The sequence below is a fragment of the Thalassospira sp. MCCC 1A03138 genome, from assembly GCF_002115785.1.
In the GTDB taxonomy this organism is placed as follows: domain Bacteria; phylum Pseudomonadota; class Alphaproteobacteria; order Rhodospirillales; family Thalassospiraceae; genus Thalassospira.
The window spans coordinates 371,658-393,507 of sequence record NZ_JFJY01000003.1 but is presented as its reverse complement, the minus strand read 5'-3'; the positions used below and the strand labels follow the sequence as shown (position 1 = coordinate 393,507).

Genomic DNA, 21,850 nt, shown 5'->3' with positions numbered 1-21,850 from the left:
CTGTGTTCCGCTTTTGGCGACACAGCGTGGCGGTTCGGGGGACTAGCCGGATGGTCGCGGGCGCGCCAGTCTGCATCATCGCCATCGGGCCGTCGCACCGGCAGAGCCGATAAAATCGCCATACCCGTCCAAGACCCGCAAAAGGATGACGCCATGAGTTGGAACCCCGCACTTGAACCCGGCTGCCCCGATATTGTCGATAGTGACGCCATCGAGACCCTGATCATTCCGCGGTCCCGCGATCTGGGCGGGTTTGAGGTCAGGCGGGCCTTGCCCGCGCCAAAGCGCCAGATGGTCGGGCCGTTCATCTTTTTTGATCAGGCGGGACCGGCCGAATTCCTGACCGGGCAGGGCGTTGACGTCCGGCCGCATCCCCATATCGGGCTGGGTACGGTGACCTATCTGTTTCGCGGTGATTTCCATCATCGCGACAGCACCGGGGCCGATCAGATCATCAAGCCAGGCGAGCTTAACTGGATGGTGGCCGGGCGGGGTGTTTCGCATTCCGAACGCACATCGGCCACGGCGCGAAGCGGCCCCAACAGCCTGTTTGGCATCCAGACGTGGCTGGCCCTTCCCGAAGCGCAGGAAGATATCGCCCCGACATTCGCCCATCACGGCAAGGGCACCTTGCCGGTGATTGAGGAAGATGGCGTTTCGGTGCGCCTGATCCTTGGTACTGCCTATGGCGCGGTGGCCCCGGCGACGATGTTTTCCGAAACCTTCTATGCCGATGTGAAGCTGGATGCCGGGCGGATGTTGCCGATGCCCGATGATCACGAGGATCGCGGGATTTACATCGTCGAAGGTTCGATTTCGGTCGCGGGGCAGGATTTTGAGGCCGGGCAGATGATGGTGTTTCGCCCCGGTGACAGGATTACGGTTGTGGCCGGGGAACGCGGCGCGCGGCTGATGATCCTTGGCGGGGCGACATTTTCAGGCCCGCGTTATATCTGGTGGAATTTCGTGGCCTCGTCCAAAGAGAGGCTGGAGGAAGCCAAGGCCGACTGGCGGGCGGAAAACTGGGGCAAGGGGCGGTTTGACCTGCCGATTGATGACCGGGATGAATTTATCCCGCTGCCAGAGTGAACTAGCCGAGTGAATTGGCATAAAGAAACCCCGGCAGTGGTGACACTGCCGGGGTGCACTGGGCCCGCCTGATCAGGCATCAGGGTGGGGGTTGGGGCGATGCCTCGGTCCTGACCTCAGGCCTGTTCGGTTGCGGGAACAGGGCTGGTCCGCAGACCCAGTGTAACGATGATCGATGCGCCCACCAGCAACATGCCGGCGATTGTAAACACGCCAAGCGCGCCGCTGGCATCAAACAGAAGGCCGCCAACGCCAGAGCCCGTCGCAATGGCAAGCTGGAAACCCGCGACCAGAAGGCCGCCGCCGCTTTCGGCTTCGTCCGGGACGGTGCGCGTGATCCAGGTTGACCAGGCAACCGGAACCCCGCCAAAGGCCATGCCCCAGATCGCGACAAGCACGGTGGTCGGGACAATCGCGCCCTGAATGGTGACCATGCCGATCCCGGCCAAGCCGATGATCATCGGCATCAGGGCAATCGTCATGCGAAGGGAGCGTGCAACCAGCGCGCCGCCGACATAGGTGCCGATGAAATTGGCAAGGCCAAAGCCCAGCAGAATGCCCGAAACGCCCGCCGTCGCAACGCCGGTGATGTTTTCAAGGAACGGCCGGACATAGGTGAACAGGGCGAAATGGCCGGTAATGATCAGGACCAGCGAAAACAGGCCGAATTTCATGCGCGGGCGGCTGATGACTTCGACCAATGTGCGCAGCGTTGCGCGGCCCCGCGGCGGCATTTTCGGGAGCGTCAGGAACTGTACGACAAGCGCCAGCACGCCCAGCAGGGAGGCGAGCAGGAAGACATCGCGCCAGCCAATCACATCGCCAAGATAGCTTCCGAGCGGGGCGGCAAAGATGGTGGCAGCGGAAACGCCGCTAAACAGGATGGAGAGCGCACGCGGAATGCTTTTTTCCGGGACAAGCCGCATGACGGTGGCGGCCGACATGGTCCAGAAACCGCCAAGTGCGATCCCCAGCAGAACGCGACCGGCCAGCAGCACCGCAAAGCTGGGTGCGGTGGCGACCATGATGTTCGAAATGGTCAAAAGGATCGAAAAGCCCAGCAGGACATAGCGGCGGTCAATGCTGCGCGTGACGGTCGCGGTCAAAAGGCTTGTGATCAGGGCCAGAATGGCGGTGGTTGACATTGCCTGACCGGCCAGGCCTTCGGTAATTTGCAGATCATCGGCCATCGGGGTCAATAGGCTTACGGGCAGGAATTCGGCCGTGACCAGCCCGAAAACCCCCAATGTCATGGAAATAACCGCCCACCAGGCCGGCGCGCCTTGCGCAGCAGCAGCCGTGGGCTTATTTACTGTCTCAGTCATCGAATGTCCTCTCGGATAGAGTGTTTGTGCATTGCAAACAGAATAGGGTGGACTTGCCGGACGGGCTATGCCAGTTTCTCCTTGATTATTGATCAATCGTCCGAAATAACACCGGAACGGATGACACGCAGATGCTTTCCAGTGACCTGATCAGTGAGCTTTTGCTCGGCATGCGGCTTGACGGGCTGCATTACAACCGCATCCAGATTTCCCCGCCCTTTGGTGTGCGATTTGGCGATGATCCGACGCGCGCGCAGTTCCATTTCATCGCGCGCGGGCGGGTTTACCTGCGCACCGATAGCGGGGTTGTCCATACGCTTGAGGCCGGTGATGCGGTGCTTTTGCCGCGCGGGGGCATTCATGCGTTGCTGTCTGATCCGTCCATCCCGTGCCTTGATGTGACCGATTACAGTGTCACGACGATCTGCCGTCGGGTGGATGATATCCATGCCTGCAAGGCGGAACTTTGCCGCAGCACCGATACGCTTATTTTCAGCGGCTGCATGGAGTTTGACCTTGGCGGGATGCATCCGCTGGTCAGCATGATGCCCGAGGTGATGCAGGTCGGCACCCTGATTGATCGAAACCCCGAACTTTTACCGGTGCTGGAAGCGATGGCGCGCGAGGTTTCGACCGAGCGCGCCGGTTTTGCCGGGATCCTGACGCGGCTTGCCGATGTGGTATCGGCATCGATCGTGCGCGACTGGGTCGAATGCGGATGTGGTGATGCGCAAGGCTGGGTCGAGGCATTGCGCGACCCGCGCATGGGGCGTGTGATTGCCGCCATCCATCGCGATCCGGGTCGTAACTGGACCGTCGAGGCGATGGCATCGGAAATGGGCAGTTCGCGCTCGGTCTTTGCCGAACGGTTCCTTGAAGTCACCGGGGTGACGCCGCTTCGTTATGTCACGGAACTTCGCATGCGCCTTGCCAGCCAATGGATCACACGCGATCGCATGGCGATTGATGTGGTGGCCGAACGGCTTGGCTATGGCTCGCAGGCGGCATTCAGCCGGGCCTTCAAACGCACAACCGGCAAATCACCGGGCACGATCCGCAGCACCAAACCGGCCCGTGACGGGGTGCCGGTTCAGGTTGCCTGAGGCGGGTCTTTGCGGTGTTCCTATGGCAGCGACAGCAGGGCCATGGCAAGGGATGCGATCAGCAGGGCGGCAAACAGGATATTGATCAGCCGCCCGAAACGCGGATCGGAAAGCAGGCGCGCAAAGCCCGCCCCGAAAACCAGCCACAGACTATTGACCAGCACGATCACCAGCGCCAGAGCCGCAATTTTAAGGGCGTTATCAAGCCATAGGGAATGTGGCGTGATGGCATGTGCGGCATAGACCGCGCCGATGGCGGCGAAGGCCTTTGGATTGGTGATTGCCAGCATCACGCCGCCGCGGAAATCGGGGGCCTTGGCTTCAGGGGTGGTTTCGGGCGATCTGTCGGATGTTGCGTGGGCGGGCCTGATCGGGGCGGTGGCGATTTTCCATGCCAGATAAAGGATATAGATAGCAGCAATCACCGTCAGGACTTGCCCGGCAATTGGATGGGCGAGAAGGGCGGTGGCAATGCCGGTGGCGACCAGCAGCAAAACCGCAATCGTGCCGATGACGATCCCGCCGAGATAGCCAAGGCTTGGCCGAATGCCAAAGGCCGAACCACTGGCGGCCAGGCTTATGGTGGCGGGGCCGGGGCTTCCCATCAGCGGCAGGGCCGCCAGCCAAAGCAGCAGCAGATTTTCAATCATCATTTTGCGCGCCTTTCCGGTTTTGGGGCCATTGCCGGAAATGTCGCATGGTTTTCCCGATGTCGTCTTGAACGATTGTGACGATCAGAAATGCCCGTAAAGGGCGCGTGTGGCGTTTTCGGCGGCGTCGCGCAGGGCCGTCAGAATGTGATCGCGTTTCTGTTCGATCAGGGTCGGGGAGGCGCCAAAGACCGAAATGGCGGAAACCATGCGGCCATGCTGGGTCAGGATCGGGACGGCGACGGCGTAAATGTCGCTTTCGCGTTCGCCGTTATTCATTGAAAAACCCTGTTCGCGGACGGTGCGAAGTTCGGATTTAAGGGCCGTCAGATCGGTGATGGTGCGTTCGGTCATGCCGGTCAGGCGGATGCTCTCGAAATAGCGGTCCTGCTGATCCGGGCCCATGAAAGCCAGCCATAATTTGCCATGGGCCGTGCAAAAGGCATCCAGCCGCGATCCGATGCGGATATCGACATAAAGCGACCGATCCGGCAGGGCCTTGGCGATGCAGACCGCCATGTCGCGATCAAATTCGGTGGCCATGCAGGCCTCGCCCACAGTCCGCGCCAGATCGTCCAGCACCGGCTGGATCAGGTTCGGCAGGCTGCCATCGCGCAGCACGCGATCCCCCAGATCGGCAAAGACATAACCCAGCCGGAAGACCCCGCGCGCAACCATGCGAAGCGCGCCGGCCTGTTCCAGCGTATGCAGGAACCGGTGGGCAGTGATGGTGTTGATGCCAAGGGCGGTCGCCGTGTCGCTGGCGGTCAGCTCGGTTCGTCCCTCGGCAAAGAGTTCGAGGATGCGGAAGGCCTTGAGCACCGATCCGTTAAGCTGGCTTGTCATGATCCGTTCTTTCCGTGAGGGGCAAAAGGCAGGCGCAAAAATCGGACAGCTTGACCTGCGTCCGATTTCAATAATAAACTATATTATAAATTAAATTTCAAATATAGAAATATGGCAGGAACGTCAAATGAAAAATGACAAGGCGCAAATCACGCTCACCGCAGGCGGGGCCGTTCTGGCGCGGATGAAGGCGATCGGGGTGGATTATATCTTTGCCAATTCCGGCACCGATTTTCCGCCGATCATCGAAGGGCTGGCGGAAGCCAATGCCAAGGATATCGAGCTTCCCCACGCGCTTGTCATGCCGCATGAAAATGCCGCGATGGGTATGGCGCATGGCTATTACCTTGCGACTGGCAAAACCCAGGCGGTGATGGCGCATACCAATGTCGGGCTGGCCAATTGCGCGATTGGCGCGATCAATGCCGCGACCGAGCATGTGCCGGTGATCCTGATGTCGGGACGCACCCCGGTTATGGAACAGGGGCGGCTTGGCGCGCGGACCGTGCCGATTGGCTGGGGCCAGGAAATGCGCGATCAGGCGGCGATGGTGCGCGAGGCATCGAAATGGGAATATGAACTTAAATTCCCCGAACAGGTGCCAGACGTTGTTGACCGCGCCTATGCGATTGCATCGTCCGTGCCCAAGGGGCCGGTTTATGTATCCCTGCCGCGCGAGGTTTTGTGTGAACCCTGTCCGGGGGATGCGATTGACGCGCCGCTTCGCATGCAGCCGGTCCGGGTGATGCCACCCAGGGAAAGCCTTGAGGATGCGGCGCGCATCCTTGCCAATGCGAAAAATCCGGTGATCATTGCCCAGCGTGGCACGGGCACGCACGAAGCCTTTGATCGCCTGTCGTCACTGGTGGATCAGTGGGGCATTCCGGTGGTGCAATATTGGGCGATCCAGCTTGCCCTTGGCACCGATCATCCGATGATGGCGGGGATGGACCCGGCACCGTGGCTCAAAGATGCCGATGCGGTTCTGGTGATTGATTGCCTGGCCCCGTGGTCGCCCGATATCCATACGCTGCGCCCCGATTGCAAGGTGATCCAGATCGGGCAGAACCCGCTTTATTCCCGTTTTCCGGGGCGCAATTTTGCCGCCGACCTCTCGCTTACCGGGGAAACCGGAGATGTGATGATGGCGCTGGCCGACGTGCTGGATCGTCATCATGGCGATCATCGCGAAACGTGCACGGACCGGCGTGAAAAGGTCGCGGCGATCAATGCCGCCACGCGCAAAAAGGCGCTGGCGGCGGCCGATGCCGGATCGGTTGATCCGATGAGCAAGGCGTTTGTGTCGCGCTGTCTTTCGGATGCGATTGCCGGGCGGCCGGCAACGGTGTTTTCCGAGCTTGGCTGCCCGCTGGAGCCGCTTTCGCTTTCGGAGCACAGTAGCTGGTATCAGGAACCGCATTCCGGCGGGCTTGGCTGGTCCTTCCCGGCATCGATGGGTTATCAGCTTGCCGACAAAAACAAGCTGGTGATCGCCACCATGGGCGATGGATCATATATGTTTGCCAATCCGACGGCATGCCACCAGATCGCCGAGGCGCTTGAGCTTCCGATCCTGATCCTTGTTCTGAACAACAATGAATGGGGCGCGGTGCGCCAGTCGGTGACCGGGATGTATCCCGATGGCTATGCCGCGAAAACCAACCAGATGCCCTTGACCGGCCTTAAACCCAGCCCCGATTTCACCAAGGTCGCGGAAGCCAGCCGGGCATGGACGGCGAAGGCCGAACGGGCGGCCGATTTGCCGGAAATCCTGCGCCAAGCGATCAACCATATCGACACCAACCGCACCCATGCGCTGGTCGAGGTGACGATTGCGCCGTAAGGGACGGTGATACTGAGCCGATGATGAAACCGGGTATCAAGGTAATGGTGCCCGGTTTTTTATGATTTAGGCGCATCATCGGCCTATGATTTACCGATTACGGAAATCAATCGACGCGGGAGCGTTCGCATAACATGGAAAATCTGATGGAAAAACATCCGGAGAAAAGCGTGCCCGCCAAGGATGTTCATGACGGGGTGAAGCTGCTTGATAGTGGTGTGAATTTTGTCGGCGAGCAGGTGAGCTATCCCAAGGGCAAGGCCAAGATCAGATCGGTGCTGGCGACGATGGCACCGGGGCAGAAAACCGGCTGGCACAAGCATGGCGTGCCGACCTATGGATATATCCTTGAAGGGCAGATCACGGTTGATTACGGCGACGGGGGAAAAACCACCTATCGCGCCGGGGAAGGGGTGCTTGAGGCGATGGATTACTGGCATGAAGGGATCAATGATGGTGATATTCCCGCGCGGGTCGTTGTCGTCTTCATGGGGGCCGAGGGCGCGGAAAACGTGATCTACAAGCCCGAAGATGCATCCGACTGAGTTTTGATTTTATGGGAAAGAGAGTAGCTTGCTTGGTTCTTTTTAGTGAGGGAACAACCGGGCAGCGATTTCACTCCTGTAGGCAGTTGCAGGTAGCGATTGAGCCGTTAATTAGCAAAAACAAGCTAATCATAAGATGGGGCGATAGATGGCCTCGCTTTTGGGAATTATTGTGCTTGTTAAATCTTTCCCTAATAGAAGTTGCTGGCAGGGTATTGTTATAAGGTCGTCTACGCATGTCTCGTCATTGAGTTGCGTGAGTTTTATTGCATAAGACCATTGTTTATCGTGCCAGTAATTTGTCTTTGCTGGCCAGCAAAAGAGCGTACCTTGTTCGAGAAATACGCTTTTATCTTCGGATGTCCAGTAAACGCATGAATACATACCTTCGCTAAAACTAATAGGTGTGTCCCATAAATTAATATGAACTAAAGGTTCTTTGTCTTGGTTGTCCGCCGTTTCAACCGCATCTCCAGCTAGGCTTATTTGATATGAGAGATATCTTTTGGGATTTTTCTTTCGAGGAGGGGATAGTCCCAAAGATCCTGATATGTCAGTGGAGATCCAATTGCTCTCGGAATCACGGAAAGATGTAATCCAATCTGATGTAATTCTAATCTTTTCATCAGATTTTATATTATTGACCATGTTGAATAATTTTTGTTGAATAATTAATTCAAGGCTATTTATTTCGATGAAAAATTTTTCAATTATATCAATTGATGTTGATAATTTTTTTCCTAAATCTTTCATTTCAATGTTCTTTTATCTTTTAAAGAAAATAACTGGGCTGATGGCAGGTTCAGAAAAGGGGATATCTTTTTCTAAATTTGAAAACCCTCGAAATGGGCGGATTGACAGGAAGTCCATTGTTTTTGTTATTTGAGTTATCCATGGGAGAAGTCCCTCTGCATTGTGGTCATTTCTTAATTCATGTAAAAATGACAATGTTTTTATCCAAGTGGCTGCTATGAGACGAGGTCCCCATATGTCCTCTAAAGACCGAGCAGCTTCAGCGGCGACGGTGGTGGGAGCAAGAAATAAGTGAATGCCTGTCTTTCTTTCTTCTTTGGATAAAAATTCCAACCATTGGCGGTGCAATTGATCTTCGCCGCTTAACCCGGATCGCCACTTTAATTCAACCAAAATACTGGTGGTCGAGCTATCATCCCAGTGTAAGTTAACAAAGATATCTGGTTCTATTTTTGTTGAAGGACGTCTAGGCCAAAATGACATGTCAGCAGACATAGGTTCTTTAGATGGCAAGTGACCGCCCAAAAAAGAAATAAAATTGGACCAGAAATAAGCCACGGACTTACTGGGTAGTAAAGACAAGGGGCCGAGTATGAGAGAGGTGATCTCATCTTCCTCGTGTACCCTTCTTTCTCCGCTTTCTCGGTGGCCCAGATATCTTAAATGAAGGCGGGTTTTTTTATGATTTATAGCGTGGAGCAAAGCGCTTGATCTCCCTAAAACATCCTGTGAATTATTTTCCAAAATTTTCGTAACTTCCAGTTAATTCGCTGATTTTTGTCGCTGCTGAATTCTGAAGTTCAAGTTCGATATTTGATTTGTGCCTGCTTTGTTAGCACTTTGAAATCGTTGCTTGCATCATAGGCAAAATCATTATTTGATTAAGGTGAATTCCTGATTTGCCTGCCCAAAGGAGCCAGCATGGATCGTGTCATCGGAACCTCGGGGCGTATTGCGTTCGCAAGTGCAATGCGCAATCTGCTTGCGGATGTGTATCCGGAACATGATCACGCCGATCTGGTGCGCCGGGTGTTTGAGGTGCTGGGATTGCCGCTTGAGGGTGACGGGGCGGAGCCGTGCGAGGAATATCTTCGCAAATGGGATCAGCGCGATGCGTTTCTGATCACCTATGGCGACAGCATTTCGCGCGACGGGCATCACGGTTTGCAAAGTCTTGGCGATTTTTATCGCACGTGGCTTAAGGATTGGCTGACGGGGATTCATATCCTGCCGTTTCACCCCTTTACATCCGATGATGGTTTTTCTGTAAGCGATTTCAGCAGCTTGCGACCGGAACTTGGCACATGGGATGACGTGAAGGCATTGTCCAAAGATGCCACCGTGATGGCCGATCTGGTGGCGAACCATATTTCGGCGTCCCATGTCTGGTTTCAGCAGTTCCTTGCGGGCGACAAGCCCGGTGTCGATTACATCAAGACCGCCAGCCCCGATGATGATCTTTCCGATGTGGTTAGGCCGCGCAGTCATCCGCTGTTAAGCAAGGTCACGACATCGGACGGGGAAAAGCATGTCTGGTGCACGTTCAGTTATGATCAGGTCGATCTGGATTACGGCAACCCGGATGTGTTTTTTGAAATCCTGAAGATCGTTCTGGAATACCTTAAACATGGCGTGCGGGTCGTGCGGCTGGATGCCATCGGCTTTATCTGGAAGGTGGCCGGGACCAGTTCGATCAACCTTGATCAGACGCACAAGATCATCAAGGCATTGCGGCTTGCCACGACGGCGGTGCATCCGGATGTGCTGTTTATTACCGAAACCAATCTGCCGCTGCTTGAAAACCTGTCCTATTTCGGCAATCAGGACGAGGCGCATCTGATTTATAATTTCAGCCTGCCGCCGGTGATCATTCATGGGTTGCTTTCGGGGCGGAGCGATTGCATTCGCAAATGCATCATGTCGATGCCACCAGCGCCTGCGGGCTGCACATTTTTCAATTTCACCGCCAGCCACGATGGTATTGGCCTGCGCCCGGCCGAAAACCTGATCCCGGATGCGGAGATCGATGCCATGACCGACCATGCGCGCAAAATGGGCGGGCAGGTGAGCTACCGGTCGCTGAAGGGTGGCGGGCAGAAGGCCTATGAGCTGAATGTCACGCTGTTTAGCATGCTGGCCGAGAACTTTGCCGGGGATCGTACCTATGGGCTGGAACGGTTTGTGATGAGCCAGGCGATTGCCATGTCGCTTGAAGGGGTTCCGGCGATTTATGTGCAGTCGATCTTTGCCACCGAAAACGATCAGGCGGGATATGAGGAAACCGGCATTCCGCGCCGGTTGAACCGCAAAATCTGGCAGCTTGAGGAGGCTGAGGCGCGGCTTTCGGAGGATGGCATTGCCCGGAAGGCGTTTGACCAGTTGCGTGCCCTGATGTCGATCCGCATGGGGCAGCCAGCATTCCATCCAAATGCGACGCAATATACGCTTAACCTTGGCCGTGAGTTGCTGGGCGTCTGGCGGCAAAGCCATCTGAATGATCAAAGCATTTTCTGTGTGTTCAACCTGACCGATCAGGTGCAGGACCTTGATCTTTCAAAGATCAACCTGATCATGACCGAAGGCTGGACCGATCTTTTGTCGCAGCAGGTGATCGAGGATTTCAACGGTATTTTGCCGCTGGCACCCTATCAGATCGTGTGGATTTCAAATATCGACGGGCGCAATCGCATCGATAGCCGGTTGCTGCAACGCTATCGCGATACGATGCCGGTTTGAGGCCGGTTTTCGACGCTGAGTAATCCGCTGTAATACTTAAAATCAGAAAATCATGATGTTTGCGCCTTGCATTGCGTTGTGATGCGTTCCTATGATCGATACAGAGTGAATGGACGTGTCGGGGAGCTTATTGCGCGATGGCCTATGCGCAGGAAATTCGGCTGGATGACCTGCCGGACGATGTGGACGGGCATGTTTCCCGGTTGCTTGCGCTTTGGCAGGATGCCTGCCGTGACGGGGATATTCCCGACCGGCGTGATCTGGGTTCCGACATGCTGGCTCCATGGTGCGATGATATCGGTATTTACGAATATCAGCCTGATCGCAATGATTTCGTCATTCGCCGCGATGCGCCGAACATGATTGCGGCCAGTGGCGAGAATTATCAGGGATCAACCCCGCGCCAGATTGATCTTGATTTCGGAACGGCGGTCTATCCGACCCTGTGCGAAGTGATCAAAACCGGGCAGGCGCAATTCCACATGATCGGGGTCGAGCGCAAGCAGTGGGAAAACTGGCTGCGGTTGATGTTGCCGGTGCGAACAAGATGCCGGAAGGGTGATCCGGTCATTCAGGTTCTGGTGGTGCATTTCCTATACAGGGTGTGAGGCGGTGATTTAGAGCTCGTCGCATCTTGTTATTTAATCGCTTATTTCCCAATTCACTTATATTGGGGAATGGGAAGGTCACCGAAAGAATGGCCGAAGCTGCCGATTTCAAGCTTGAAGAATTGCCCGGCGATGTGGGTGACCATGTCATCGAACTTGTAGAGCTCTGGCATGCTGCACATCAGGAAAATCCCGACGAAATTCTGCCGACACGCGACGTGTTGAGTGCAGAGCGACTGCGCCCTTGGGTCGATGACATATCGATATATGAATATCAGTCGCTTAAAGATGACTTTCTGATCCTGATCCATGCGGCATCGGCTGTCAGGCTTTACCGGGAAAGCTTTCAGCGGGCCAGCCCGCGCGAGATCGACATGAAGTATGGCAGCTGCCTGTCGGCGGCGCTGTTTGATACGATGATGCGCGGCAATCCGACATTCCATTATGTGTCGTTCGACATGTATCCCGATCAGCACTGGATACGGGTTTTATTGCCGGTGCGTACGCGTGATCAGGATGGGAACACGATCGATCAGATCTTCGGCGTTCTGTTCGAATATGAATACCAGTATCAAATATGACCTGCGGCGGTGTTGGAGGTGATTGATCAAGCCGTGCGGCGATGTTCTTTCACAAGGTCGATAAAGGCGCGCAAGGCCGCAGGAACGTGGCGATGCCCCGGATAATAAAGATGCAGACCGGGGAAGGGCGGTGTCCAGTCTTCGAGACAGGTGACGAGACGACCGGTTTTGAGATGTTCGGCCACAGAATGTTCAATGACATAACCCAGCATTTTTCCGGCAAGGACGGCCTCGGTGATCAGTTTTGAACTGCCGATGGTCAGCGGACCATTGACGTCAATGCGCATCTGTTCACCCCGGCGTTCAAATTCCCATCGATAGATGCTGCCACCGGGCAATCGCAGCCTTGCGCAAGCATGGCTGGTGAGATCGGTCGGGATTTTCGGTGCCGGATGGGATTTGAAATAGTCAGGCGTGCCAACAACGACAAAACGCTGTTCCGGTCCGACGGGGATGGCGATCATATCCTGGGGGACGTTTTCAAGCAGCCGGATACCGGCATCGAAGCCGTCAGCGACGATATCGATCAGCCGTCCTTCGGTGACGATGTCTATTTTGACGTCGGGATAGCGCGCGAGAAAATCATTGATGATCGGCATCAGGGTCAGGTTTGCGGCGTCTTCGGATGTGTTGATGCGCAGTGTGCCAATCGGCTTGTCACGATAAAGATTGGCGGTTTCCATGGCCGCCGAAATATCGTGAAGGGCGGGGGTGATACGGTCAAGAAAGGCGGTTCCGGCATCGGTCGGCGCAACGCTTCTGGTCGTGCGGTTAAACAGCCGCACACCAATGCGGGTTTCGAGCATCGAAATCGCATGGCTGAGCGCCGAGGGCGAAATCCCCAGTTCCTGTGCCGCGGCCCGGAAGTTGCGATGTGCTGCGACGGCGGTAACGCCATGAAGTTCCAGAAGGCTTGCGCGGTACATTGTGCGACATCCTGCATTAGTTCATGCAATAATATCGCAATTATCAGAATAATAAAGGTTGCCTAACTTTGGCGTGACAAATTGCCAAAGGAGAAAGCAATGCCAAAGACGGTTTTGATTACTGGAACGTCATCAGGGGTCGGGTATGCATCCGTCGACCTGTTTGTCGAAGCGGGCTGGAACGTGATTGCGACCCTGCGTGATCCGGACAAGAAGCCGGATTTCCAGCAAGCCGATCAGGTGATGGTATTGCGGTTGGATGTCGAGGATATTTCATCAATCACGGCAGCGGTGGATGCCGGTATCGCCCGGTTTGGGCGCATTGATGCATTGGTCAACAATGCCGGTTTTGGCCAGTATGGTTTGTTCGAGGCCCTTGACCGTGACCGGATACAGCGCCAGTTTGATGTGAATGTGTTTGGCGTGATGGATGTAACGCGTGCCATCTTGTCGCATTTCCGGGCGAAAGGTGGCGGGGTGATCGTGAATGTCAGTTCCGGTGCGGGGATTTTCGGATTGCCGATGATTTCGGCATATTGTGCGAGCAAGTTCGCGCTTGATGGCTTTACCGAAGCGCTATCCTATGAACTGGCATCCCAGAATATCATCGCCAAGCTGGTCATTCCGCATGGCGGGATTGATCAGACCCGTTTCCACGAAAGGTCTGCGGCGGACTTCGTTTCGGATGACCGGCTGAAAGACTATGATGCGTTTCTTGCCAGAACCCGTGCGATGTTCGGGAAAATGGCCGGTGGCCGATTGATGAGTGCACGTTATGTTGCAGGGTTTGTCGTACAGGCCGTAACCGATGACAGCCGTCAGCTGCGGTATTTTGTTGGTGACGATGCGCGCGGTTTCATCAAGGCGCGGCAGCATAACAGCGACGAAGATTACATGGCCCATATGCGTGGTTTCTTTGAGGCCGACATGCCGGGTTAAGGGGGCCATGGGCAAAGAAAAAGGGCAGCCTGCTGGCTGCCCTTTTTGGTTTTTGGCGTATCAGTTTTTGCCAATTCCGGCATCGTTCAGGTCGTCTTCGACGGCGCCCGAGAGCTGTTCGAAGATGTCGCCCATCGCACTTTCAACGCGCTGCCAGCTTGGAATGAAGGGGCTTTCGAGTGGGTTGTCGAGGTAATGCTGTCCCGCGCTCATGATGACTTCGGCCAGTACCTCGACGCATTTTTCTTCTTCGTCGCGATTGATTTTAAGGCCGTTAAACAGCGCGTCCGCGCGGTATTGTTCGATCAGGTCAAGGGCGGTGCGATAGTAGGTTGCCTTGAGCGTGCGGAAGGTTTCGTGTGAGAAAACGGTGCCTTGGGTGGCGAGTTTGCGGAACAGGGATTTGGCGATGTCGCTTGCCATGCGTGACAGGCCGTCATCCTTTTCGGCCGGGTCAAATTCGCGGTGTTTGTGGTCATAGATATCGGCGATATCGACCTGCGCCAGACGATGGACCGTATGGTTGCGATACATTTCTGACAGCATCGAAACTTCGAGGCCCCAGTCGGATGCGACGCGAAGTCCATAGGCGACGTCGGTACGGATGGCCATTTCACCCGAGAGCGAATAGCGGAAGCAATCAAGGTAATTGAGGAATTCGGTTTTGCCGACAACCTGTTTGAGTGCGCGGATCAGCGGCGTTACAAACAGGCGGCAGACCCGGCCCTTGAGCGTGCCATTGGCAACGCGGGCATAGTATCCCTTGGCGAAGGCGAAATTGAATGCCGGGTTGGCAATCGGATACATCAGACGGGCGGGCAGATCGGGCTTATAGGTTGCGATGTCGCAATCATGAATGCCGATCACAGAACTCCGCCCCGATGCCAGCGTATAGCCAAGGCAATACCAGACATTGCGGCCCTTGCCCGGTTCGTAGCGCGCCAGATCATATTCCGCGAGCCGGTCATGGACGCTGCGCAGGCGCGGGCCGTCATTCCAGAGGATGCGGACATGTTGCGGCAGGTCTTTGAAAAATTCCCGGGCATAGGCGTATTGGGTGGCGTCCGCCCGGTCCAGCCCGACGACGATCTGATCGATATAGGTGGCCTGTTTCAATCCTTCGAGGATCGTGGTCATGGCCGGGGTTTCAAGTTCGGAATACAGGCAGGGCAGGATCAGGGTTTGCCGACGCTGGCGGGCGAAGGCGGTCATTTCATAAGCGAGTTCTTCGGGGTTGCGGTCGATGATGCGGTGCAGGGTCGTGATCGGCCCGCCCTGATGAAAATCAGCCATGAAGTACCTCGCTTTTGTTATTGGTATTGGTCAATTGATCGAGAAGGGAATTGACGCCCGCGTTCCAGCCCGAAGGACCCGGTTTCGGGGCGATGATCAGTTTCTGATCCTTTATCAATGCGGTTGTTGCAGATGCATGTTTTTGCGGTATCTGGATCGGGAAATCGGCCGCGGCCAGCATGGTCGCGTCATTGGCGGAATCCCCCAGGGCGATTGTGCGTGGCGTTAAACCCGTTGAAGACAGAACGCCGTTTTGGGTCAATAGTTCCACCATGCGTGCCATGGCGGCCCCCTTGTCGGTCGGGCCGCAAAGGGTGTGAAAACGCCCGCCCTTGACCAGTTTCAGGCCGAATGTTTCGGCAATGGTCCGGGCGGTTGCGATATCGGCATCATCGGGTTGCCAGATCAGCGGGTCGGAACAGAACCGATCCCCGGCGCGCGCGGCGTCATCAATCGCAAGCCCGGTGGCATCAGCGATGATGTCGGGTGATACGGTGCGGAAGCTTTGCACCGGGACCGCGACGGCTGCCCGGATCGCATCGCGGGCGGCATCGATGGTTCTGGTTGCGGGACCGGGTTGTTCTGTCTGATCACCCAGGCGGATGACACCGCCATTTTCGCCAATCAGGCCATCGAACAGATCGTGTTCGGAATTGATGTATGACAGTTCGGCCAGCGTTTTTGACGAGATCGCAATCAGTGGAATGCCAAGCTTTTTTACGCGGGCAATCGCCGGAGCCGCCGGGGCCCAGGAATAGGTGTCATGATCAAGCAGGGTGCCGTCAAGATCGGTGAAAATGGCGCAGTGGCTGTGTTCTGTCATTGTCCCGTTTGGTCGGTTTCAAAAGGCTTTTGACGGGGCCGGTGCAATAACCGGAACTTACCTTAGCATACAGGTCAAGACAGGGCGACAGTGGAAAGGTTAAATTTTATGCGTCGTTACATGCTGATGAAATTAAAGGCATTTTGATCCGGTATCGTGATCGCACGTATGAAAAATAGCGAATTTGGCGTTTAATAATCCGTCAGGCTTATCAACATAAGATAAGTTCAGAAAAAACAATAATGTGACCTATCGGGGTAAGGCGGCAGCATATGCCGCAACCATGCAGGAGTGTGGTGTGGGGAAAAGATGGACGGGTGGTATCGCGCCTTTGCTGGCGTTGATGGTTCAGATCACGTGGGCCGTTGTGTGCGTGGTCGTTCCGGGATTATCCGGGGCGGTCGCACAGGAGGCCGGAAAAACCGCAGAAACATCGGCGGAGAAGCCGGAGGTCCTGTTTGCGATTGGCGAATGGCCGCCGATGATTACGGAAAATGCCGACGGGTACGGCATCCACACCAAGCGCGTTACCGAGGTGTTCGAGGCGTTGGGATACCGGGTGCGGTATGTTTTCGTGCCGTGGCGACGGGCCTATGAGCAAACCATTGCCGGGGAATATGCCGGGACATTCAGCTGGATCTGGACCGAAGAGCGCGCCGCAGAGGCGTTTTATCCGCGCTATCCGATCGCAAATGCACACCAGAAAGGTTTTTATCGCAAGGACAGGTTCCCTGCCGGGCTTGATATCGACGAAATCGCCGATCTTGGTCCGCTTGGACTGCGTCCGGTCGGGGTTGCCAGTTACTGGTATGAAGTCGAATTTCGCCGTCAGGGCATTCCGGTTGATATCGTGACGACATCGGAGGCCGCGTGGCGGTTTCTGGATGCCGGGCGGGCCGATATCTATATCGAGGAAGAAGAAGTCGGCCTGTTGGATATGGCGCGCGTGCTGGGCGAGGATGCGTTGACGCGCTATGAGATGACCGACCCGGTGCAGTCGGACAAGATGTTCATCCTGTTTTCCCGCAAAAATCCGCAAGGGGCCGTGTTGCGCGATGCATTTGACGGGTTCCTTGATACCCCCGAAGGTCGGGCCATGTGCCGTGGCTGGGGTGTGTGTGAACAAACCGCAAGTGCCACGCCCGGACCGAAAATGGCGGTTAACGGGCCGGGGAGCGGGCAGGAGAGCGTGCAGGGAAATCCGGTCGGGGCAGATCAGGTGGGGGCAGATCAGGTTGGCGGTTTCTGACCATCGGCGCCCCGATCAAAACCATCGGGATATGTTGCGATAACCATTGCGGTATAGATGTTCGATTTGTCCTATCCTTTTCCCGGTTTGTCCATTCTTCCCATGTGAAATCAGACGTATTCTTTCCTTATTGGAACGGTTCTTGTTCCGGAAAACCAATAAGAATAGTCAAGTGAGGTTTACGTCATGCATGTCCCTGTTGCCATTATCGGCTGCGGTCCTTCGGGGTTGCTGCTTTCGCATTTGCTGCATGTGCAGGGAATTGACAGCGTCATTCTGGAACGCAAGGACCGCGCCTATGTCGAGGGGCGCATCCGGGCCGGTGTTCTTGAGATGGGGACGGTCGGCCTGATGGAGCGGGTCGGCGTTGATGCCCGCATGAAGCGCGAGGGCATTATTCATGGCGGCATCTATATCAGCGTCAATGGCAAGCGCCAGCATGTGAATATCGAAGAACTGACCGGTGGCGCGACCGTGATGATTTACGGCCAGACCGAGGTGACCAAGGATCTGATACAGGCACGCCTTGATCATGGCGGCGAGATCGTGTTCGAGGCCGAGGATGTCAGTCTGCATGATATCGAAACAGCAAAGCCGCGTGTTCGATATGTCAAGGATGGCAATCCGGTTGAACTGAGCTGTGATTATATTGCGGCCTGTGACGGCTTCCACGGGGTCGGGCGGCAGACGATGCCGTCATCGAAACTTCGGACTTATGAAAAGGTTTATCCGTTTGGCTGGCTGGGTGTTCTGGCGAAGGCCAAGCCGGTGGCCGACGAGCTTATTTATGCCAGCCATGACCGGGGATTTGCGCTTTGTTCGATGCGATCCGAGAGTGTTGTGCGCCATTATGTGCAGGTGCCGAGCAGCGAGAAGATTGAAGACTGGTCCGATGACCGGTTCTGGCACGAGCTTCGGGTCCGGCTTGGTGAAGCGGACGGGGAACTGGTCAATGAGGGCGAGGTGTTTGAAAAAAGCATCGCACCGCTTCGAAGCTTTGTTGCCGAACCGCTAAGCCACGGGCGTCTCTTCCTGGCGGGCGATGCGGGCCATATCGTGCCGCCGACCGGGGCCAAGGGGCTTAACCTTGCGGCAAGCGATGTGCATTACCTGTCAGAGGCCTTGATCGGCAAATTCAAGCGGAACCGTGATGATTTGCTTGACGCCTATTCCGATACAGCGCTTGCGCGCGTGTGGAAGGCGGAGCGGTTTAGCTGGTGGATGACAACGATGCTGCACACCTTTGATGATCATCACGATTTTGACGGCCGTATCCGCCGCGCCGAACTGGAATATATCCTGTCATCGAAGGCAGGTTTGACGACGCTTGCAGAAAACTATGTCGGTTTGCCTTACTGATTATCTTGCTGGTCGGCATGGTTTGGAGCCCCACACTCCGTAATCCGCCCGGATATCTGCAAGGGATGAACGGCCCGTTCCCACGACGGGCCGTTCTTTTTTGCCAAAAGCGGATTTCTGTCGGAAAAATGTGCTGGCCGGGGCGGGCGGAATGCCGCGGTTTGATGCGGGTGCCTCCAAATGATCACAATCTTGTGTGGAACTTCTGTGGGGTCCGGTTCGTTATGAAAGTGTCGAATAAGTTAATGGATAACCACAGGAGTTAATGATGGTGACCAAGACTGATACGGATAATGCAAAACTTCAGGCCGATGTCGAGGCTTTGCGCAAGGATCTTGCCGAAGTCACCAAGACGCTCAAAACGATGGGGAGCGAGCGGGCCAATTCCGTCGCGCAATCCGCCGCAGAGCGCGTCCGCGAGGTTTCCGGCCAGGTTCATGACCAGTTTGACCATGCACGCGGCGTTGCCGTTGATCAGGTGCGCGAGCGCCCGCTGACCTCGGTTGCGGTGACGTTCGGCATTGGTATGCTGGTTGGCGGTCTGCTGCGTAAATGATCGATCAGATCGTTGAAGCGATCACTGAAATCGCAAAGGCCGCCGCCGTAAAGCTGGCGGTTTTTGCGGTTATCGGGGTAACGATCCTGATCGGGATCGGGTTTCTGCTGGCGGCGGTGTTTATTTATCTGGCCGCGCAGTTCGGGACACTTGGTGCTGCCCTTGGTCTTGGGACGGTTCTGGTCGCGCTTGGCTTGGTGGCGCTGGCGATTGTTCTGCAACGCGACCCAAGTGACGGGATCGCACGCGAAGACAAAGCAGGTGCCGACCCGGCCCGCAGTGAGGATGCGCTTTTATTTGATATGCTGATCCATGCGGCCCGCGCCGGTTACGCAACCGGGCAGGGTGACAAACCGCAAATGCAGGATGGCCTTGAACGCCTGTTTGCCGATTTGTCCGCCCTTGGCGTGTTTGATCGGCCGGTTGGTGCGACAACAAGCCCCGCCGAACAACCGGGGACGCCAGACCAGCCGGAAAACAGCAGCACGACATCAGATTCAAAAATGGCGGGATAACCGGATGGTTCCCGCCATTTTTCATTTCAGATTGCCGAAGCCTTATTCGCCGTGGAAATGCACCGTGCCGATAAAGGGCAGGTTGCGGTTGGCCTGAGCGTAATCGATGCCATAGCCGACGACAAATTCATCGGGAATGTCAAAGCCGCAATAATGGATCGGAATTTCGACTTCGCGGCGTGACGGTTTGTTCAGAAGGGTACAGATTTCAAGCCGGTTCGGATCGCGGGTTTTAAGCAAACGGACGACTTCGGACAGGGTATAGCCGGTATCGATGATGTCTTCGACCAGAAGCACGTCCTTGCCGCGGATCTGGCCGTCCAGATCCTTGACGATACGGACATTGCGCGAGCTTTCGGTGGAATCGCCGTAGCTTGAGGCGACCATGAAATCGACTTCGACCGGAACGGTCAGCTTGCGGGCCAGATCGGCGATGAAAACGAACGATCCGCGCAGCAGACCGACAACGATCAGTTTTTCGGTATCTTTGAAGTTTTCATTGATCTTGGCGGCAAGCGCATCGATCTGCGTGGCAATTTCGTCCGCCGTTATCAGCGGCTTGACATCATAATCGGCCATCAATCTCGGTCCTGAAGCGTTGTGGGATGATTTCCCGCTTGCTATCACAAGCCGCCCCCCATGACCAGCCCGTGAATGGTAACAGAAGTATAATCCCGTAGAATTTCCCCCCGTATTCCGGCACGTTTGCACGTTTTGATTGTTCAGGCCGCTTTGAATATCACCGGTTCATCGCCTTCGTGCCATTGGTCATATTTGACCATCGCGTCCGCAAACCAGCGCGAATTCAGGAAATCGTCAAGCCAGCGTTGCAGATGGACAAACGGCATCGCATCAAAGGCATCCGTGTCGGTATTGGCGAACTGGCGGATGAAGGGCGCAATGGCAAAATCGGCAAGGGCCGGGCGGGTGCCAAACAGGTATTTGCCAACCGCCAGACGGCCATCAAGCCGGTTGAGGATTTTTTCCGCATCGCGGCGATGTTCGGCCGGATCGGCGTCCTCGTAGCGGTTGAAATATTTATAGCGGTCGAGATGATGTTTGAATGGACCGTCATTTTGCGAAATCAGGGCGAGCATGTCATCAAGCGTGCCGCTTTCGGGTTCAAGCCATTTTTCCGGATCATTTTCGGCCAGCGCCCAGACCATGATTTCAAGGCTTTCGTCGATCACGCTGCCATCGGGCAGGATCAGGACGGGTACGGTTGCCTTTGGCGAGGCATCGATCATGGATTGCGGTTTGTCACGCAGGACAACTTCGCGCAGTTCGACATCGATCCCGCTTGCCAGCAGGGCCATGCGGGCGCGCATCGCATAGGGGCAGCGGCGGAAACTGTATAAAACCGGGCGCGGTGCCCGTGATGATACAGGGGCAGATGATGCAAGAGGGGATGCGGGGGCTGGTGCGTGATCGGTCATAGTATTCGATTAGCGTTTGGGACGGCGCATTGCAACCGCTTATCGGGCACAAATCGCAATGTCACGCGTTAGACATTCCATCATCGCCACCCTATGTTTAGGAACAGAAGGGGCCGGGACGTTGCGGGCCGGATATCGTATCGGCGGCCTGTCGAAGCTGTATTACGGGAACAATCGGCTTTGCGCGATACAAAAAATTGGTCGAGAGGGGCCTTTTTTGCGCAAGCAGGGTTGATTTCATGGCACAGTTTGTGAAAGGACAATGCCCGTTATTTATTTCGCAAGACCGGTTGGGGGACGTGCTGGCGCGAACAAGCTGCGCCGTTTGCCCCGAACACGGTTCAAAGACCAAAGCCGATCTGACAGAAGCAAGGGACCAGTTACATGACACCGACCGAAATCGCCCGCGTTACCGATTATCTGCGCCGCACCTTTGATAATCCGAAAATTGCCGTCGATGCGCCCAAGCGCAAAGGCCACCCGATTGAAATGCGCGTTGGCGACGAGTTTGTCGGTGTTGTGCACCGTGACGAGGACGAAGGCGAAGTCAGCTATTCGCTGAATATCGTCATCCTTGAAGAAGACCTGCCGCCGGCCGTTTAAGGTTGCGGCATTGCCGATACAAACGCCCCGTGCCGATGGCCGGGGCGTTTTGCATTGGGTGATCTGGTCGCG

General features: G+C 55.8%; 23 protein-coding genes. 13 read left to right on the top strand and 10 right to left on the bottom strand.

Annotated elements, in window-relative coordinates:
- The first annotated feature begins 153 nt into the window (after positions 1–153).
- Positions 154–1,089, top strand: a complete 936-nt coding sequence (locus tag TH468_RS09655; protein WP_085643595.1) for a pirin family protein — start codon at positions 154–156, stop codon at positions 1,087–1,089.
- 116 nt (positions 1,090–1,205) lie between these two features.
- On the opposite strand, the gene TH468_RS09650 is transcribed toward TH468_RS09655, so the two are convergent.
- Entirely contained in the window at positions 1,206–2,414 is a 1,209-nt protein-coding gene (locus tag TH468_RS09650; RefSeq protein WP_085643593.1) for an MFS transporter, read from the bottom strand.
- A 131-nt stretch (positions 2,415–2,545) separates the two neighbouring features.
- On the opposite strand from TH468_RS09650, the gene TH468_RS09645 reads away from it, so the two are divergent.
- The gene (locus TH468_RS09645) at positions 2,546–3,517 is read left to right on the top strand and encodes an AraC family transcriptional regulator (RefSeq protein ID WP_085643591.1); all 972 of its coding nucleotides are present in this window, start codon (positions 2,546–2,548) and stop codon (positions 3,515–3,517) included.
- A 20-nt stretch (positions 3,518–3,537) separates the two neighbouring features.
- Here the strand turns inward: TH468_RS09645 and TH468_RS09640 are convergent, their stop codons facing one another.
- Positions 3,538–4,170 (bottom strand): LysE family translocator, encoded by a 633-nt coding sequence (locus TH468_RS09640; RefSeq protein WP_085643589.1) that lies wholly within the window; start codon positions 4,168–4,170, stop codon positions 3,538–3,540.
- Positions 4,171–4,251: 81 nt separating this feature from the next.
- Positions 4,252–5,013, bottom strand: coding sequence for an IclR family transcriptional regulator (locus TH468_RS09635; protein WP_085643587.1), 762 nt, complete (start codon positions 5,011–5,013; stop codon positions 4,252–4,254).
- A gap of 127 nt (positions 5,014–5,140) precedes the next feature.
- On the opposite strand from TH468_RS09635, the gene TH468_RS09630 reads away from it, so the two are divergent.
- Both TH468_RS09630 and TH468_RS09625 read left to right on the top strand, forming a co-directional pair.
- Positions 5,141–6,856: a thiamine pyrophosphate-requiring protein gene (locus tag TH468_RS09630; RefSeq protein WP_085643585.1), complete on the top strand. Its 1,716-nt coding sequence runs from the start codon at positions 5,141–5,143 to the stop codon at positions 6,854–6,856.
- A gap of 146 nt (positions 6,857–7,002) precedes the next feature.
- The gene (locus TH468_RS09625; protein ID WP_168177110.1) at positions 7,003–7,401 is read left to right on the top strand and encodes a cupin domain-containing protein; all 399 of its coding nucleotides are present in this window, start codon (positions 7,003–7,005) and stop codon (positions 7,399–7,401) included.
- 129 nt (positions 7,402–7,530) lie between these two features.
- On the opposite strand, the gene TH468_RS09620 is transcribed toward TH468_RS09625, so the two are convergent.
- Together TH468_RS09620 and TH468_RS21170 are read right to left on the bottom strand one after the other, a co-directional pair.
- A complete protein-coding gene (locus tag TH468_RS09620) occupies positions 7,531–8,154 on the bottom strand; it encodes a hypothetical protein (RefSeq protein ID WP_085643581.1) in 624 nt (207 codons plus the stop codon).
- A gap of 12 nt (positions 8,155–8,166) precedes the next feature.
- Positions 8,167–8,898 (bottom strand): hypothetical protein, encoded by a 732-nt coding sequence (locus tag TH468_RS21170; protein ID WP_139834676.1) that lies wholly within the window; start codon positions 8,896–8,898, stop codon positions 8,167–8,169.
- A 177-nt stretch (positions 8,899–9,075) separates the two neighbouring features.
- On the opposite strand from TH468_RS21170, the gene TH468_RS09615 reads away from it, so the two are divergent.
- The 3 genes from TH468_RS09615 to TH468_RS09605 all read left to right on the top strand — a co-directional run bounded on the left by TH468_RS09615 (position 9,076) and on the right by TH468_RS09605 (position 12,079).
- A complete protein-coding gene (locus tag TH468_RS09615; RefSeq protein ID WP_085643579.1) occupies positions 9,076–10,890 on the top strand; it encodes an alpha-amylase family glycosyl hydrolase in 1,815 nt (604 codons plus the stop codon).
- Positions 10,891–11,027: 137 nt separating this feature from the next.
- Entirely contained in the window at positions 11,028–11,498 is a 471-nt protein-coding gene (locus TH468_RS09610; RefSeq protein WP_085643577.1) for a hypothetical protein, read from the top strand.
- Positions 11,499–11,587: 89 nt separating this feature from the next.
- Positions 11,588–12,079 carry a hypothetical protein gene (locus tag TH468_RS09605; protein WP_085643575.1) on the top strand — a complete coding sequence of 164 codons (492 nt, stop codon included), beginning with the start codon at positions 11,588–11,590 and terminating at the stop codon, positions 12,077–12,079.
- A gap of 26 nt (positions 12,080–12,105) precedes the next feature.
- Here the strand turns inward: TH468_RS09605 and TH468_RS09600 are convergent, their stop codons facing one another.
- Entirely contained in the window at positions 12,106–13,005 is a 900-nt protein-coding gene (locus tag TH468_RS09600; RefSeq protein WP_085643573.1) for a LysR family transcriptional regulator, read from the bottom strand.
- 99 nt (positions 13,006–13,104) lie between these two features.
- Between TH468_RS09600 and TH468_RS09595 the strand changes: the two genes are divergently transcribed.
- Positions 13,105–13,944, top strand: a complete 840-nt coding sequence (locus TH468_RS09595) for an SDR family oxidoreductase (protein ID WP_085643571.1) — start codon at positions 13,105–13,107, stop codon at positions 13,942–13,944.
- A gap of 60 nt (positions 13,945–14,004) precedes the next feature.
- Here the strand turns inward: TH468_RS09595 and TH468_RS09590 are convergent, their stop codons facing one another.
- Positions 14,005–15,237 (bottom strand): glycosyl transferase, encoded by a 1,233-nt coding sequence (locus tag TH468_RS09590; protein WP_085643569.1) that lies wholly within the window; start codon positions 15,235–15,237, stop codon positions 14,005–14,007.
- The gene (locus tag TH468_RS09585; protein ID WP_085643567.1) at positions 15,230–16,060 is read right to left on the bottom strand and encodes a mannosyl-3-phosphoglycerate phosphatase; all 831 of its coding nucleotides are present in this window, start codon (positions 16,058–16,060) and stop codon (positions 15,230–15,232) included. The genes TH468_RS09590 and TH468_RS09585 overlap by 8 nt, the downstream gene beginning before the upstream one ends.
- Before the next feature lie 298 nt (positions 16,061–16,358).
- On the opposite strand from TH468_RS09585, the gene TH468_RS09580 reads away from it, so the two are divergent.
- The 4 genes from TH468_RS09580 to TH468_RS09565 all read left to right on the top strand — a co-directional run bounded on the left by TH468_RS09580 (position 16,359) and on the right by TH468_RS09565 (position 19,739).
- Positions 16,359–17,309 (top strand): ABC transporter substrate-binding protein, encoded by a 951-nt coding sequence (locus TH468_RS09580; protein WP_168177109.1) that lies wholly within the window; start codon positions 16,359–16,361, stop codon positions 17,307–17,309.
- Positions 17,310–17,495: 186 nt separating this feature from the next.
- A complete protein-coding gene (gene pobA, locus TH468_RS09575) occupies positions 17,496–18,668 on the top strand; it encodes a 4-hydroxybenzoate 3-monooxygenase (protein WP_085643563.1) in 1,173 nt (390 codons plus the stop codon).
- 268 nt (positions 18,669–18,936) lie between these two features.
- Positions 18,937–19,224, top strand: a complete 288-nt coding sequence (locus TH468_RS09570; protein ID WP_085643662.1) for a YqjD family protein — start codon at positions 18,937–18,939, stop codon at positions 19,222–19,224.
- On the top strand, positions 19,221–19,739 hold the full coding sequence (locus TH468_RS09565) for a hypothetical protein (protein ID WP_085643561.1): 519 nt from the start codon (positions 19,221–19,223) through the stop codon (positions 19,737–19,739). Before TH468_RS09570 ends, TH468_RS09565 begins: the two co-directional genes overlap by 4 nt.
- 42 nt (positions 19,740–19,781) lie before the next feature.
- Here the strand turns inward: TH468_RS09565 and hpt are convergent, their stop codons facing one another.
- Positions 19,782–20,318 (bottom strand): hypoxanthine phosphoribosyltransferase, encoded by a 537-nt coding sequence (gene hpt / locus TH468_RS09560; RefSeq protein WP_063091850.1) that lies wholly within the window; start codon positions 20,316–20,318, stop codon positions 19,782–19,784.
- Between the two features lie 143 nt (positions 20,319–20,461).
- Positions 20,462–21,175, bottom strand: a complete 714-nt coding sequence (locus tag TH468_RS09555) for a glutathione S-transferase (RefSeq protein WP_085643559.1) — start codon at positions 21,173–21,175, stop codon at positions 20,462–20,464.
- Positions 21,176–21,559: 384 nt separating this feature from the next.
- Between TH468_RS09555 and TH468_RS09550 the strand changes: the two genes are divergently transcribed.
- Positions 21,560–21,778: a DUF3126 family protein gene (locus TH468_RS09550; RefSeq protein WP_007089297.1), complete on the top strand. Its 219-nt coding sequence runs from the start codon at positions 21,560–21,562 to the stop codon at positions 21,776–21,778.
- The last annotated feature ends 72 nt before the right edge of the window (positions 21,779–21,850 follow it).